Annotated in this window: 15 protein-coding genes; 10 read left to right on the forward strand and 5 right to left on the reverse strand. The window is 69.4% G+C overall.

All coding sequences use genetic code 11. The annotated features are described in order from the left end of the window. Nucleotides 1-156: 156 nt before the first annotated feature. The 3 genes from C8P69_RS02405 to C8P69_RS02415 all read left to right on the forward strand — a co-directional run bounded on the left by C8P69_RS02405 (nt 157) and on the right by C8P69_RS02415 (nt 2,582). A complete protein-coding gene (locus C8P69_RS02405) occupies nt 157-741 on the forward strand; it encodes a nitroreductase family protein (protein ID WP_108174255.1) in 585 nt (194 codons plus the stop codon). Between the two features lie 22 nt (nt 742-763). Next, a complete protein-coding gene (locus C8P69_RS02410) occupies nt 764-1,393 on the forward strand; it encodes a flavin reductase family protein (RefSeq protein ID WP_108174256.1) in 630 nt (209 codons plus the stop codon). An 88-nt stretch (nt 1,394-1,481) separates the two neighbouring features. Continuing rightward, nucleotides 1,482-2,582: a BMP family ABC transporter substrate-binding protein gene (locus tag C8P69_RS02415; RefSeq protein WP_108174257.1), complete on the forward strand. Its 1,101-nt coding sequence runs from the start codon at nt 1,482-1,484 to the stop codon at nt 2,580-2,582. 7 nt (nt 2,583-2,589) lie between these two features. Here C8P69_RS02415 and C8P69_RS02420 read toward each other — a convergent pair whose 3' ends face one another. Next, complete coding sequence (locus C8P69_RS02420; protein WP_108174258.1) at nt 2,590-3,027, reverse strand: MarR family winged helix-turn-helix transcriptional regulator; 438 nt, start codon at nt 3,025-3,027, stop codon at nt 2,590-2,592. 156 nt (nt 3,028-3,183) lie between these two features. On the opposite strand from C8P69_RS02420, the gene C8P69_RS02425 reads away from it, so the two are divergent. The 4 genes from C8P69_RS02425 to C8P69_RS02440 all read left to right on the forward strand — a co-directional run bounded on the left by C8P69_RS02425 (nt 3,184) and on the right by C8P69_RS02440 (nt 7,892). After that, nucleotides 3,184-3,975, forward strand: a complete 792-nt coding sequence (locus C8P69_RS02425; protein WP_245901854.1) for a crotonase/enoyl-CoA hydratase family protein — start codon at nt 3,184-3,186, stop codon at nt 3,973-3,975. 85 nt (nt 3,976-4,060) lie between these two features. After that, nucleotides 4,061-5,944: a feruloyl-CoA synthase gene (locus C8P69_RS02430; protein WP_108174260.1), complete on the forward strand. Its 1,884-nt coding sequence runs from the start codon at nt 4,061-4,063 to the stop codon at nt 5,942-5,944. Then, complete coding sequence (locus C8P69_RS02435) at nt 5,941-6,807, forward strand: amidohydrolase family protein (protein ID WP_108174261.1); 867 nt, start codon at nt 5,941-5,943, stop codon at nt 6,805-6,807. The genes C8P69_RS02430 and C8P69_RS02435 overlap by 4 nt, the downstream gene beginning before the upstream one ends. 83 nt (nt 6,808-6,890) lie before the next feature. Continuing rightward, entirely contained in the window at nt 6,891-7,892 is a 1,002-nt protein-coding gene (locus C8P69_RS02440; RefSeq protein ID WP_108174262.1) for a tripartite tricarboxylate transporter substrate-binding protein, read from the forward strand. Nucleotides 7,893-7,916: 24 nt separating this feature from the next. On the opposite strand, the gene C8P69_RS02445 is transcribed toward C8P69_RS02440, so the two are convergent. The 3 genes from C8P69_RS02445 to C8P69_RS02455 are packed head-to-tail and all read right to left on the reverse strand — an operon-like array spanning nt 7,917 to nt 10,536. Beyond that, nucleotides 7,917-8,684, reverse strand: coding sequence for an ABC transporter ATP-binding protein (locus tag C8P69_RS02445; protein WP_211353794.1), 768 nt, complete (start codon nt 8,682-8,684; stop codon nt 7,917-7,919). Continuing rightward, a complete protein-coding gene (locus C8P69_RS02450) occupies nt 8,672-9,484 on the reverse strand; it encodes an ABC transporter permease (RefSeq protein ID WP_425440738.1) in 813 nt (270 codons plus the stop codon). Before C8P69_RS02450 ends, C8P69_RS02445 begins: the two co-directional genes overlap by 13 nt. 17 nt (nt 9,485-9,501) lie before the next feature. Beyond that, nucleotides 9,502-10,536, reverse strand: a complete 1,035-nt coding sequence (locus C8P69_RS02455) for an ABC transporter substrate-binding protein (protein WP_108174265.1) — start codon at nt 10,534-10,536, stop codon at nt 9,502-9,504. A gap of 269 nt (nt 10,537-10,805) precedes the next feature. Between C8P69_RS02455 and C8P69_RS02460 the strand changes: the two genes are divergently transcribed. Together C8P69_RS02460 and C8P69_RS02465 are read left to right on the forward strand one after the other, a co-directional pair. Further along, nucleotides 10,806-11,585, forward strand: a complete 780-nt coding sequence (locus C8P69_RS02460; protein ID WP_108174266.1) for a transglutaminase-like domain-containing protein — start codon at nt 10,806-10,808, stop codon at nt 11,583-11,585. A gap of 72 nt (nt 11,586-11,657) precedes the next feature. Beyond that, on the forward strand, nt 11,658-12,530 hold the full coding sequence (locus tag C8P69_RS02465; protein WP_108174267.1) for a sterol desaturase family protein: 873 nt from the start codon (nt 11,658-11,660) through the stop codon (nt 12,528-12,530). A 2-nt stretch (nt 12,531-12,532) separates the two neighbouring features. Here C8P69_RS02465 and C8P69_RS02470 read toward each other — a convergent pair whose 3' ends face one another. After that, a complete protein-coding gene (locus C8P69_RS02470; protein ID WP_108174268.1) occupies nt 12,533-12,955 on the reverse strand; it encodes a MerR family transcriptional regulator in 423 nt (140 codons plus the stop codon). 76 nt (nt 12,956-13,031) lie between these two features. Here C8P69_RS02470 and C8P69_RS02475 point away from each other — a divergent pair, with 76 nt between their 5' ends. Further along, on the forward strand, nt 13,032-13,733 hold the full coding sequence (locus C8P69_RS02475; RefSeq protein ID WP_108174269.1) for a cation efflux transmembrane domain-containing protein: 702 nt from the start codon (nt 13,032-13,034) through the stop codon (nt 13,731-13,733). Nucleotides 13,734-13,742 lie beyond the last annotated feature (9 nt).

Consider the following 13,742-nt stretch of genomic DNA (forward strand, 5'->3'; position numbering starts at 1 on the left):
AATGTGGCCCTTTTTGGTGTGGGAATGGCGGCGGAGCAAGCCCTCCCTGCGCCGCAGGGCGCGCTTGCCGGCCTTTGCCGCGAGCGGTCCGGCCCGCTGTCCCCTTGGCGAAAGCCCGGAACTGGCCTAGGTGAGCCTCGCCGTCCAGGGGATCCCATGTCCGCGCCAGCCGCCGTCAACACTGCCCTCGTCGCCCATCTGAAGACCCGCCGGTCCACGCCCTTCGCCCTGATGCAGGGCCCGGGGCCGGACGACGCCACCCTCGATGCCATGCTGGAGATCGCCGCGCGCGTGCCCGACCATGGCAAGCTCGCCCCCTGGCGCTTCATGGTCATCGGCCCCGATGCGGGCAAGAGGCTCGGCGAGGCGCTGGAGCGCATCATCCTCGCCGATGATCCCGCCGCCCCCGACAATCGCCGCGAGATCGAACGCGCCCGCTTCCTGCGCGCGCCGGTCTGCGTCGCCGTCATCTCGCGCGCCGCGCCGCACCCGAAGATCCCCGAATGGGAGCAGGTGCTCTCCGCCGGCGCCGTCTGCCTCAACCTGCTCCATGCCGCGGCGGCCCATGGCTTCGGCGCCACCTGGATCACCGAATGGCCGTCCATGGACCGCCGCTTCCTCGACCATCTCGGCCTCGAAGCCCACGAGACCATTGCCGGCTTCGTCCATATCGGCACGCCCAGCGCCCGCGCCGAGGAGCGCGTGCGCCCCGACATGTCCGCCATCATCACGCGCCTTTAGACGACGGCCTGAGGAAACCCCCATGCACTACAACGTCACCGCCGCCGACCACGGCCTGCCGCACGATCCGTTCAAGGCAATCGTCTCGCCGCGCCCCATCGGCTGGATCACGGCGATGGACAAGGAGGGCCGCATCAACTGCTCGCCCTATTCCTTCTTCAACGCCATCTCGGACCGGCCGCACATGGTGGCCTTCGGCTCCGGCGGCATGAAGGACGCCCGCGCCTTCGTCGAGGAGACCGGCGAGTTCACCTGCTCGTTCTGCTCCTGGGACCTGCGCGACGCAATGAACGCCACCTCGGCGCCGCTGCCGCGCGGCGAGAACGAGATGAGCTTTGCCGGCCTGGAGGCTGCGCCCTCGGTCCATGTGAAGCCGCCGCGGGTGAAGGCCGCCCCGGCCGCGCTGGAATGCAAGTGGATCCAGACCGTGCCGCTGACCTCGCTCGAGGGCGTCACCACCTATTTCCTCGTCATCGGCCAGGTGGTCGGCATGTATATTGACGACGCCTTCATCGAGAACGGCATCGTCAACACCGGCAAGATGCATCCCATCATGCGCGGCGGCTACGACCAGTATTTCCAGGTCGGCGAGGAGCAGATGTTCAAGATGACGCGGCCCCCGGGCGGCGGCAACTTCAACGAGCGCCGCTGAGGGGGAACGTCCTGCGGCGCTTGATCCCGGCGGCGCGCCGCGCCACCATCGTGCTGTCCCAACCCGACCGTTGCCGGAGGCATGCACGATGATCAGAGCGATCTTGACCCGCAGGACGACGCTCGCCGCCGCCGCCCTTGCCGTCGCCGCAACCGTCGGCGCCGGCTATTCGTGGGCGCAGGAGAAGCTGAAGATCGGCTTCGTCTATGTCGGCCCGGTCGGCGACCACGGCTGGACCTACCAGCACGACATCGGCCGCCAGGCGCTGGAGCGCCAGTTCGGCAACCGCATCGAGACGACCTTCGTCGAGAAGGTGGCGGAAGGCCCCGACGCCGAGCGCGTCATCGAGCAGCTTGCCCGCACCGGCCATCGCCTGATCTTCACGACCTCCTTCGGCTTCATGGACCCGACCGAGCGCGTCGCCCGCCGCCATCCCAACGTGCGCTTCGAGCACGCCACCGGCTTCAAGCGCTCGGCGAACCTTGCCACCTATGCCGGCCGCTTCTACGAGGGCCGCTACATTCTCGGCCAGATCGCCGCCCGCATGTCGAAGACCGGCACGGTGGGCTATATCGGCTCCTTCGCCATCCCCGAGGTCATTTCCGGCATCAACGCCTTCATGCTCGGCGCCCAGTCGGTGCGGCCCGACCTCAAGATCAAGATCGTCTGGGTGAACTCCTGGTACGATCCGGGCAAGGAGGCGGACGCCGCCAAGGCGCTCGCCGACCAGGGCGCCGACATCCTCGCCCAGCACACGGATTCGCCCGCCGCCATGCAGATCGCCGAGCAGCGCGGCATCCTCGCCTTCGGGCAGGACAGCGACATGATCCGCTTCGGGCCGAAGGCGCAGCTGACCTCCATCGTCAATGACTGGGCGCCCTATTACATCCAGCGGGTGCAGGCGATGCTGGACGGCCGCTGGAGCTCCGGCGACACCTGGGGCGGCCTGAATACCGGCCTCGTCCACATGGCGCCCTATACGAACATGCCGGCCGATGTGAAGGCCATGGCCGAGGCGACGGAGGCCGCCATCAAGGCCGGCACGCTGCATCCCTTCCGCTGCCCGGTGGTCCGCCAGGACGGCCAGACGGTGGAGTGCAAGGGCAATGGCGCGCTCTCCGACGAGCAGATCCTCGGCATGAACTTCTATATCCGGGGCATCGAGGACCGCGTCCCCAGCGCGAACTGACCGGGGTTCAGCCCGGTCCGATGGCGGCGAGCCGCATCAGCGGCTCGCGCAGCGCCTCATAGGCCTCCGGCCCGAGATGGGCGCGCATCCGGTCCACATGGGCCTGTGCGGTGCGGTGCAGCTCGGCGAGAAGCACCTCGCCCTCGGGCGTCAATGTCAGGCTCATCGACCGGCGATCGGTGGGCGAGGGGGTGCGCGCGACAAGGCCGCGCTCCTCCATCCGGCGGATCTGCGGGACGAAATTCGTCTTCTGGATGCCGAGCCGCTCGGCCACCTGGCTCTGCCCGGCGCCGGGATTGCCGGCGATGACGGTCAGCACCGAATAATCGGCCGGCGAGATGCCATGGCTGGCGAAACCCGTCATGATGTCGGCAAAGACGGCGAGCTGCGCGCGCCGCAGGAGATAGCCGATATGGCCGTCGAGGGGGCCGAGATCCAGCGCCATGCTGCTCCTCAGGGCTGACCGGGCGAAGCGCAGCAACGCCCTGTTCTTTCTGTCTGGCCGGTCGAGGGGGCCATTGACAAGAGCAGCCCATCCAGAAAATAGTTATGACAGATAACTAATCGCCGCAAAGGCGAGACCAGCCCGAGGGAGGGCGCCCTGGCCGAACCGATACCCGCATCGGGACTGTCCCTGTCGATCGAAGGCGCAGTCGCCATCATCCGACTGTCGCGGCCGGCCAAGCGCAATGCGCTGTCCGAGACCATGGTCGCGGGGCTCCGCGAGCTCTTCGCAACCTTTCCGGCCTCCGTCCGCGCCGTCGTCATCCATGGCGAGGGGGAGCATTTCTGCGCCGGCCTCGACCTGTCGGAGGTCGGCGGCGAGCCGGACCTTGCCGCCGGCATCGCCCACTCGCTGGGCTGGCACCGCGCCTTCCAGGAGATCGAGTTCGGCCGCGTCCCCGTCTTCACCGTGCTCCACGGCGCGGTGGTCGGCGGCGGCTTCGAGCTCGCCGCGGCGAGCCATATCCGCATCGCCGAACGCTCCGCCTTCTTCGCGCTGCCCGAGGGCCAGCGCGGCATCTTCCTCGGCGGCGGCGGCTCGGTGCGCATTCCGCGCCTCATCGGCGTGCCGCTCGTCCAGGACATGATGCTCACGGGCCGCTCGCTCTCGGCGGAAGAGGCGAGGGGGGCTGGCGCCTGCCAGTACCTCGTCGACGACGGCACGGGCCTTGCGCTCGCCAAGCAGCTCGCCGCCAAAGCCGCGGGCAATGCCGACATGACCAATTTCGCGGTCATCCATGCCCTGCCGCGCATCGCCGAGGCCGATCCGCATATCGGCTACCTCACCGAGGCGCTGATGGCCTCCACCGCGCAGAACATGCCGGAGGCGAAGGCGCGCGTGCGCGATTTCCTCGCCAAGCGCGCCGCCAAGGTCGCCCGCCCCGACTGAGCGCCGGGCGCCCGCGCCCGCGACACTTGCATCCCCGTCAACCGCCTCGTGAGGCCCGCCAAGGGCCGCCCCCCGGAGGCTCTGCATGGCCCTCGCCGCTTCGCTCGCCGCCGCACCGACCGCACCCGAGGCCTGGCACCGGCTCGGCCGGCTCGACCCTGTCGTCGAGGACCGGCCGGATGGCACCCGGCTCGTCACGGTGCGGCAGGGGTTCGACCCCTATCCCCGCGCGCTGCCCGACCGTCTCGTCCATTGGGCCGCCGCCACGCCGGACCGCGTCTTTCTCGCCGAACGCGGGCCTGACGGCGCCTGGCGGACGCTGACCTTTGGCGAGTGCCTGACGCGCGTGCGCCGTCTGGCCTCCGGCCTTGCCGGCCTTGGGCTCTCGGCCGAGCGGCCCGTGGCGATCCTCTCCGGCAACAGCATCGACCATGCGGTCATGGCCCTCGCGGCCATGATGATCGGCGTGCCCTATTGCCCGATCTCGCCGCCCTACAGCCTGGTGGCCAAGGATTTTGCCAAGCTCTCCTACTGCCTCGACCTGCTGACCCCCGGCCTCGTCTTCGTCGCCGACGCCAAGCCCTTCCGCGCCGCGCTGGCGGCTGCGGCCGCACCGGACCGGGTCATCGTCGCGGCCGCCAATGCGGAGCTTGCCGGTGCCCGCGACCTGTCGAGCCTCGACGGCCATGCCGACGATCCGCGCGTCGACGCCGCCTTCGCCGCCATCGGTCCGGAGACGATCGCCAAGTTCCTGCTGACCTCCGGCTCGACCGGCGAGCCCAAGGCCGTGGTCAACACCCAGCGCATGCTCATGGCCAACCAGGTCATGCTGCTGCAGTGCTTCCCTTTCCTCGCCGAGACCCCGCCGGTCTTCGTGGACTGGCTGCCCTGGAACCACACTTTCGGCTCCAACCACAATTTCGGCATGGCGCTGACCCATGGCGGCACGCTCCATATCGACGAGGGCAAGCCGGTGGCGGCCGGCATCCTGCCGACCGTGCGCAACCTTCGTGAGATCGCGCCCACCGCCTATTTCAACGTGCCGAAGGGCTACGAGGCGCTGCTGCCGTACCTGGAGGCCGACCGCGCCTTCGCCGCGCATTTCTTCAGCCGGCTCGAAATGCTGTTCTATGCGGGGGCGGGCCTCGCCCAGCCGGTCTGGGACGGCTACCTGACGCTGGCCCGTGAGGTCGCCGGCCGCGAGATCCCCTTCGTCACCGGCCTTGGCGCTACCGAGACGGCCCCCTCCGCCATCATGAATTTGCGCGCCACCGGCCAGGCCGGCGCCATCGGCCTGCCAATGGTCGGCGTCACGCTGAAGCTCGTCCCCGCCGGCACCAAGCTCGAGGCGCGGGTCAAGGCCGAGACGGTGACGCCGGGCTACTGGCGCCGCCCGGACCTCACGGCCAAAGTCTTCGACGAAGAGGGCTATTACTGCTTCGGCGACGCCGTCGCCTATGCGGACCCCGGCGACCTATCCAAGGGGTTCCTCTTCGACGGGCGCCTGTCCGAGGACTTCAAGCTTGCCACCGGCACCTGGGTCAGCGTCGGCCCGCTCCGCCATGTCGTCAATTCGGCGCTCGACCCGCTGATCCGCGACACGGTGGTCACCGGCCATGACCGCGACGATATCGGCATGCTGCTGGTGCCGGACGCCGAGGCCTGCGCCCGCTTCGCCGGCCTCGCCGCCAATGATCCTGGCCTCTATGCCCATGCCGGCCTGCGCGCCGAACTCGCCCGCCGCCTCGGCCTGCTCGCCAAGGCCGCCACCGGCTCGTCGAACCGTGTCGAGCGCGCGGTGATCCTGACGGAGCCGCCCTCGCTCGAAGCCGGCGAACTTACCGACAAGGGCTCGATCAACCAGCGCGCGGTGCTGACCCGCCGCAAGGATCTCGTCACCGCCCTCTATGCCGAGCCGCCGGGCGAGGCCATCATCCGACCCGACAGCCGTGCAGGAGAGACCCCATGAAGGTCGAGGACCTCGTCGCCATCGACATCCACACCCATGCCGAGGTCTCCTGCCGTCAGGAGCCCGATCCCTACTGGACGCCCTTCGAGGAGGCGGCGGGGAAATATTTCAAGGTCGGCAAGCGCCCGACCATCGCCGAAACGATCGCGCATTACCGCAAGCACAAGATCGGCCTGGTCATGTTCACGGTCGATACGGAGGCCGAGATCGGCAACCGCCGCATCGCCAATGACGAGATCGCCGACGCGGCCCGCGATAATGCCGACATGATGATCGCCTTCGCCTCCATCGACCCGCACAAGGGCCGGCTCGGGGCGCGCGAGGCCGAGGACCTCATCAAGGGCGGCATCGTCAAGGGCTTCAAGTTCCACCCGACCTGCCAGGGCTTCTATCCCAACGACCGCATGGCCTATCAGCTCTACGAGGTCATCGCCCACTACAAGATGCCGGCCATCTTCCACACCGGCCATTCCGGCATCGGCACGGGCATGCGCGGCGGCGGCGGCATGCGGCTCAAATATTCGCAGCCGATCCACGTCGACGACGTCGCCGTCGATTTCCCGGACATGACGATCATCCTCGCCCATCCGTCCTGGCCCTGGACCGACGAGGCGCTGTCGATGGCCCTTCACAAGCCCAATGTCTACATCGACCTGTCGGGCTGGATGCCGAAATACTTCCCGCCGCAAATTGTCCAATATGCGAACAGCCAGCTGCGCACCAAGATGCTGTTCGGTTCGGATTTTCCGCTGATCCCGCCGGAGCGCTGGCTCGCCCAGTTCACCGAGGTCGGCTTCAAGCCCGAAGTGCATGACCTGATCATGAAGCAGAACGCCATGCGGGTGCTCGGTCTCGCCGCCTGAGACCGGCCCGCAACGAGGAAACGCCACGGGCGCCGCGACCGGCCACGAGAAGCCGGCGGGTGCTCATCTGAGGGAGGACACGAATGACCAAGACGACCAACTTCCGCCCGAGCCGCCGCCATGCGCTCGGACTCGCAGCCGGCGCGCTCGCCGCCTCGACGCTGCCGGCACCCGCCCAGCTCGTGCGCGGCGTCGGCCGCATCATCGTCGGCTTCCCCGCCGGCGGCCCCACCGACACGCTGGCCCGTCGCCTGGCCGAGAGCCTGCGCGGCTCGGTCGCCGAGAGCTTCGTCGTCGAGAACCGGCCGGGCGCCTCGGCGCGCCTCGCCATCGCCGCGCTGATGGAGGCCGCGCCCGACGGCCGCACCATGCTGGTCAGCCCGGACGCGATGTTCACCATCTACCCGAGCGTCTACAAGCGCCTCGCCTACAATCCCGCGACCGACATCACTCCGGTGACCCCGGCCACCTATGCCACCTTCGCGCTCGCCGTCGGGCCGATGGTCCCGGCCGAGGTGCGGGACGTCGCCGGCTTCATCACCTGGGCCAAGGCCAATCCCGACAAGGCCGCCTTCGGCTCGCCGGCGGCCGGCTCGACGCCGCACTTCATGGGCGAGCTGCTGATCGCCTCGGCGGGTGTCCAGCTGCGCCACGTGCCCTATCGCGGCTCGACCCCGGCGATCCAGGATCTGATCGGCGGCCATGTCGCCTCGACCATCACGCCCATCGGCGATTACGTGCCGCATGTGGCGGCGGGCGTGCTCCGCGTCATTGGCGTTGCCGATCGCGAGCGCTCGGCCTTCCTGCCGAACACTCCGACCTTCGCCGAGCAGGGCTTCGCCCAGGTGGTGGGCCGCGACACCTTCGGCTGCTTCATGCCCAAGGGCGCGCCGGCCGATCTCGCCGCGCGCATCGCCGGCTTCGTGGCGGAGGCGGTGAAGGTTCCGGCGACCCGCGACACGCTGCGCGCCGTCGGCCAGGAGCCCTTTTCGCTGACGCCGCCGGAATATGCCGCCAATCTCGAGCGCGCCCGCGCCAACTGGGCGCCGATCGTCAAGGCTTCGGGCTTCTCGCTCGACGACTGAGTGATGGAGGACGGGGGCGGGGGCCTAGATCCCCGTCCCGTCGATCATCGTCTCGCCGCCGATATGCTGGCGGATACCGGCGACGAGGCCCGTATCCGCCGCCACCGCGCGCTTGCGCGGCCGGGCTGAGCTGATGACGTGGTCAGCCACGACACGGCCGGGCGATCCCGCCAGGACCACCACGCGGTCGGCGAGATAGGTCGCCTCTTCGATGTCATGGGTGACGAAGAGGATGGTCTTGCCCGTCACCTGCCAGATGCGGACGAGTTCGTCCTGCAGGCCCTCGCGGGTGATGGCGTCGAGCGCCGAGAAGGGCTCGTCCATCAGCAGCACCTCCGGCTCGACGGCAAGCGCCCGGGCCAGCGACACGCGCTGGCGCTGGCCGCCGGAGAGCTGGTGCGGCCAGCGTTCGGCGAGGTGCTTCAACCCGACAATGTCGAGCGCCGCCTCGGCCTTTGCCCGCCGCTCGGTCTTGGAGAGGGCGCTGCCCTCAAGGCCAAAAGCGACATTGTCGGCCACCGAGCGCCAGGGCAGCAGGCGCGAATCCTGGAAGACCAGGGCGAGCGGCTGGCGCTGGCCGGAGCGCGTCGCAATCGTCACCTCGCCGACGCTGCGCGCGGCAAGGCCCATCAGTACGCGCAGCAGCGTCGACTTGCCGACGCCGGACGAGCCGACAATGGCGATGAAGGCGCCCCGCGGCACCGCGAGGTCGAGGCCGCGCAGCACCTCGTTGGTCTCGCCGTCGCGGGTGAAGGACAGCGACAGGCCGCGGATGTCGATCACGCTTTCCATCGGAGCACCCATCCCTGGATCGCGACGAACAGCGTGTCGAGCAGGCCGTAGAGCGCCGCCATGGTGAGCATGTAGACGACCACGATCTCGGTCGCGAGCAGGCTCGAGGCCTGGATCATCCGCTGGCCGAGGCCCGGCACGCCGAAGATCTCGGCCGCCACCACCGCCATCCAGGCCTGCCCGAGGGCGGTGCGCACGCCGACGAGGATGCCGGGCATGGCCGCCGGCAGCAGGATCTTGAACAGCCGCTCCCGCGCCGAGCGGAAGCCGAAGGCATCCGCCACCTCGATGAGGTCCCGGTCGACGCCGCGGATGGCGCCATGGGCCGCGAAGAAGACGATCCAGAACACGCCGATGGCGATGATGAACACCGCCGAGGACGGGCTGACGCCGAACCAGATGATGGCGAAGGGCACCCAGGCGAGGCCCGGAATGGGGCGCAGCACGCGCACGACCCAGGACGTCATGTCCTCGGCGAGCTGCGACATGCCGGTGGCGATGCCGAGGATAAGCCCCAGCACCGAACCGAGGACGAGGCCGATCATGTAGTGACCGAGGCTCGCCCGCACGGCGGTCGCCCAGGCGCCCGAGGTGATCTCGGCCCAGAAGGCGGCGGGGATGACGCTCGGCACCGGCAGCAGCATCGGATTGACGAGGCCGAGCCGCGGCAGCGCCTCCCACAGCGCGAGGAACAGGGCGAGGCCGAGGGCGGCAAGGCCGATGCGCCGCGCCGCCGCGAGCGTCGCGGTGGGCGCGGCCTTGCGCGCCGGCGCGGGGAGGGTGGTGCCGGTCACGGGGATGTCCTTGCCGGCGGCCATCAGGTCGCCGACGGCGCCTTCTCGAAGAAGCGGGTGTCGAACAGGCCGTCAAGCGAGACCGACTCGCGCAACGAGCCGAGCTTCACCTGATAGTCCTGCATCGCCTTGGTCGGCTGGATGATGGCGCGCGGATCGATGGTGAACTTCGAGGCCGGCGACTTCAGCGCCGCCTTGATCGTCTCCAGGTCGACGATGCCCTTGGCGAGGTTCGCCGCCACATGCGGGGCCGCTTTGTCGGGATCGCGGGTGAGGAGCGCGCCGGCGCGGACAAGACCGTTGACGAGGCCCTGCACGCGGTCCTCGTTGCGGGCGAGGAAGGCGCCGGAGACGGCCACCACCGTGCCGGGCTGGCCGGGGAAGAGCTCGTCGCCGAGCGCAATCAGCCGGATGCCGGGATTGCGCTTCTGGACGATGGTCAGGGCCGGCTCGCGAATGGTTGCGCCCTCGACGGCGTCGGCCAGGATCGCCTGCTGGGTCGCGTCGATGCCCATGGCGACGATCTCGACATCGGCCTTGTCGGCCTTGATCTGCTCCCAGAGCCAGTACTGAAGGGTGGTGTTCGGCACCGAGCCCGGCGGCTGGGTGGCGAGGCGCGCCGGCTTGCCGGTCTGGGCGCGATAGGCGCGCAAGGCCTCGGCATGGCTGGTGCCGGGCTTGAAGAAGGCGGCAAGGCGCGGCGTGGCGACGAAGACGTTCTCGCCGGTGGCGGTGCTGGCGACGACCTTGACGTCGACGCCGCGGGAGCGGGCAACGCCCAGCGGGGCGACGCCGGCCGCGTAGATGTCGATCGTGCCGGAGGCCAGCGCCTGGATCATGTTCGGCCCGGACTCGAAGGTCGTGTAGGCGAAGTCGAGGCCGGCCTCGCGCGCCCAGCCCTCGCGGTCGGCCACGAAGACGGGAGCGGCGCCGACGATGGGGATGACGCCGACCCGCGCGGGCACGCGCTGGGCCAGCGCCAGGCGCGGCAGGGCAGGGGCGGCGAGGGTCGCCGCAGCGGCGGCGAGCAGGGTACGGCGGGGGAGCGTCGTGGACATGATCGACCCGGAAATGGTGGCGGCCCCATGGGGCGGAGGCTCAAGAGATAATAAAATTCTCCAATAGCCTCAATTGCTGGCCGACAAAAAGAAAAAACAAGTCGCCGCAGCCGCAATGAGGGAATGCGGATGTTGCGGCGCGGCCAGCGCAGGGAATGCCTGCGCCGGCAGCTTCGCCATCGGCTGCTGTCCCCTGTGATCGCGGCCGCGCGCTGCGGGGAACCGAGGGCCTCGCCGGCCGTTCTGCACCGCAGCACGAGGGGGGCGCCATGCGGATCGATGTCACGACGCGGCTGGTCTATGACCTGCCGGCGGAGACCCACATGCTGGCCCTCGTGCAGGCGGCGCGAACCGCGGACCAGAGCATCCTGTCGGAGAGGCTCGTCGTCGCGCCGGAAAGCCTTGCCGAGGAGGTGGACGGCGAGGGGTTGCGCTGGCTGCGCGGCCAGATCGGCGGCCGGCTCGAACTCACCTACACCGCCACCATCGACAATGGCGCCCGCCGCCTGCTGCCGCCATCCGCGGTGCAGGTGAGCAGGTCCGACCTGCCGCTCGCCGTGCTGCCCTATCTGCTCCCCAGCCGCTTCTGCCCCTCCGACCTCTTCCTGCGCTTCGCCGCCCGCGAGTTCGGCCCCCACGGGGATGGTGTCGCCCGGGTCATGGCTGTGGCGGACTGGATCGCCGCCCATGTCGACTATGTGGCTGGCGTCAGCACGGCCGAAAGCGATGCCGCGCATACCTTCACGCTGCGCGCCGGCGTCTGCCGCGACTTCGCCCATCTCGGCATCACGCTCTGCCGCGCCCTCGGCATTCCCGCGCGGGCGGTTAGTTGCTACGCCGTTGACCTCGACCCGCCGGACTTCCACGCGGTGATGGAGGTTTTCCTCGGCCATGACTGGTGGCTCGTCGATCTCACCCGCCTCGCGCCCGTCGAGGGGCTGGTCCGCATCGGCCATGGCCGCGACGCCGCCGACATCGCCTTCCTGACCACCGATGGTCCCTGCGAACTGGTGCAGCAGCAGATCGCCGCAACGGCCACCCCGGGTTGAGCCGTCAACCATTCGGCAATCAGCCTGGCTTAGACAGGATGCGGCGCCTCAGGCGGCGCCGCGGAGCCCGCCATGCTCGCCGATTCCGGCGCGACCCTCCTGGCGATTTACAGCGCCCATCTCCTCAGCCCCTCCATGCTGGCGGTGCTCGGCTTCGTCGTGGCCTTCACGGTGATCGCCCTCGCCCTGGGCTGGCGCGCCCGCGTGCTGACGCCGCTCGCCCTGCGCAATTCCGCCGCCTCGCTGGCGACCCTCGGGGTGAATATCCTGATGGCGCCGGTCGTCTATGTTGGCGCCGGCCTCGTTGCCTCGGCCTATGCGAGCCTTGGCATTCCCGCCATCCCCGCCAGCGCCTGGGACGGCGTGCCCTGGATCGTCATGGCCGTGGTCGGGGTGCTGGGCAAGGACTTCTCCGACTACTGGTGTCACCGCGCCCTCCACACGCCGATCGGCTGGCCGGTCCATGCCGTCCATCACTCCGACACCCACGTGAACGGCTTCACCGCCTTCCGCGTCCACCTCCTCGAGGTGCTGACGATGAAGGTGTTTTACATCGTCCTGCTCACCTGGATCGGCATCCCGCCTGGCGCCATCGTCGCGGCCTACGTGGTGGCCTCGCTCCACACCGCCTATGTCCATCTCGAGCTCGACATCGACCATGGTCCGCTGAACTGGCTCGTCGCCTCGCCGCGCTTCCATCGCTGGCACCATGCCGACGTGCCGGAGGCTTATGGCAAGAACCTCGCCAACATGATCCCGCTCTGGGACCTGATGTTCGGCACCTATCACCGCCACGACGCCTGCGACGCGCCCATGGGCACGATCCGCGACGGCGTGCCCGACACCGATGCGGCGAAGCTCGTGACGCTGCCCTTCACCCTGTGGTGGCGGCAGAGCAGGGCGGCCCTGGCTGGCTGGTGGCTGCGGCGTGGCCAGGCGTCCTGAGCTCAATGCGCCGGATTGACGCATTGGCCGTGATCGGCGAGCACCTCGATGACCCGGCACTCACCGATGGCGCCGTGCGGTCCGTGGTCGACCATCCGGGCAATCTCGCCGCGCAGGGCCGTCAGCCGGGCGATGCGGTCGTCGATTCCCCCAAGGTGCCGCCGGGCAATGGCGTCGGCATCGGCGCAGGGCTGGGCGGGATCGCCGGCTAGCGCGATGAGCTGGCGGATCTCCTCGATCTCGAAGCCGAGATTGCGGGCATGGCGAATGAAGCCGAGCCGCTTGAGGTCGTCGCCGCCATAGCTGCGCCGGCCCGAATCCGTTCGCGGCACCGGCGGCATCAGGCCGATCTGCTCGTAGTAGCGGATGGTCGGCACCTTGACGCCGGTCCGTTTCGACAAGGCGCCGATGGTCAGGTCGCGCATGGCTGCTCTCCGCTTGATCCTCCAGTGACTAGAGGATTTAGGCCTCCAGGCGACAGGATCCAAGCAGGAACAGCCCATGTCCGCATCCGCCACATCCCCCGCCGGCTTCGACGGCACCGATCCGCGCTACCGCACCGTTCTGTGGATCGTCATCGCGCTCAATGGCCTCATGTTTGCGGTCGAGACCTTGGCCGGCCACCTCGCGGGGTCGCAGGCCCTGAAGGCCGATGCGCTCGATTTCCTCGGCGACACGCTCACCTATGGCCTGTCGCTCGCCGTCATCGGCAAGCCGCTGCGGGTCCGGTCGGCGGCGGCCCTCGCCAAGGGTGTGAGCCTGCTCGTCATGGGCCTGTGGGTCTTCGGCTCGACCCTCTGGCAGGTGCTGGTGCTCGGGCTGCCGCGCGCCGAGTTCATGGGCATTGTCGGCTTCCTGGCCCTTGCCGCCAATCTCGCCAGCGTGCTGCTGCTCGCCCGCTACAAGGATGGCGACGCCAATGTCCGCTCGGTCTGGCTCTGCTCGCGCAACGACGCCGTCGGCAATGTCATCGTCATGATCGCCGCGGGCCTCGTCTGGTGGCTCGCCAGCCCCTGGCCGGACCTCGCCGTCGCCTTCGTCATGGCCGGCCTCTTCCTGCACTCGGCGACGCTGATCCTTGCCCAGGCCTGGGGCGAATGGCGCAGCGGCGTCGATCGCGGCGCCCTGATGGGCCACGGCCACGACCACAGCCACGAGGGCGGGCACGACCATGCCCACGATCATGATGGCCACCGCCACTGACCGTTCGGC

The sequence above is a fragment of the Phreatobacter oligotrophus genome (assembly GCF_003046185.1).
Classification (GTDB): Bacteria; Pseudomonadota; Alphaproteobacteria; order Rhizobiales; family Phreatobacteraceae; genus Phreatobacter; species Phreatobacter oligotrophus.

Excerpts from the sequence above, each read along its gene's own strand:
- C8P69_RS02405 (WP_108174255.1), top strand. The coding sequence starts at position 157 with ATGTCCGCGCCAGCCGCCGTCAACACTGCCCTCGTCGCCCATCTGAAG.
- C8P69_RS02410 (WP_108174256.1), top strand. The coding sequence starts at position 764 with ATGCACTACAACGTCACCGCCGCCGACCACGGCCTGCCGCACGATCCG.
- C8P69_RS02415 (WP_108174257.1), top strand. The coding sequence starts at position 1,482 with ATGATCAGAGCGATCTTGACCCGCAGGACGACGCTCGCCGCCGCCGCC.
- C8P69_RS02420 (WP_108174258.1), bottom strand. The coding sequence starts at position 3,027 with ATGGCGCTGGATCTCGGCCCCCTCGACGGCCATATCGGCTATCTCCTG.
- C8P69_RS02430 (WP_108174260.1), top strand. The coding sequence starts at position 4,061 with ATGGCCCTCGCCGCTTCGCTCGCCGCCGCACCGACCGCACCCGAGGCC.
- C8P69_RS02435 (WP_108174261.1), top strand. The coding sequence starts at position 5,941 with ATGAAGGTCGAGGACCTCGTCGCCATCGACATCCACACCCATGCCGAG.
- C8P69_RS02440 (WP_108174262.1), top strand. The coding sequence starts at position 6,891 with ATGACCAAGACGACCAACTTCCGCCCGAGCCGCCGCCATGCGCTCGGA.
- C8P69_RS02445 (WP_211353794.1), bottom strand. The coding sequence starts at position 8,684 with ATGGAAAGCGTGATCGACATCCGCGGCCTGTCGCTGTCCTTCACCCGC.
- C8P69_RS02455 (WP_108174265.1), bottom strand. The coding sequence starts at position 10,536 with ATGTCCACGACGCTCCCCCGCCGTACCCTGCTCGCCGCCGCTGCGGCG.
- C8P69_RS02460 (WP_108174266.1), top strand. The coding sequence starts at position 10,806 with ATGCGGATCGATGTCACGACGCGGCTGGTCTATGACCTGCCGGCGGAG.
- C8P69_RS02465 (WP_108174267.1), top strand. The coding sequence starts at position 11,658 with ATGCTCGCCGATTCCGGCGCGACCCTCCTGGCGATTTACAGCGCCCAT.
- C8P69_RS02470 (WP_108174268.1), bottom strand. The coding sequence starts at position 12,955 with ATGCGCGACCTGACCATCGGCGCCTTGTCGAAACGGACCGGCGTCAAG.
- C8P69_RS02475 (WP_108174269.1), top strand. The coding sequence starts at position 13,032 with ATGTCCGCATCCGCCACATCCCCCGCCGGCTTCGACGGCACCGATCCG.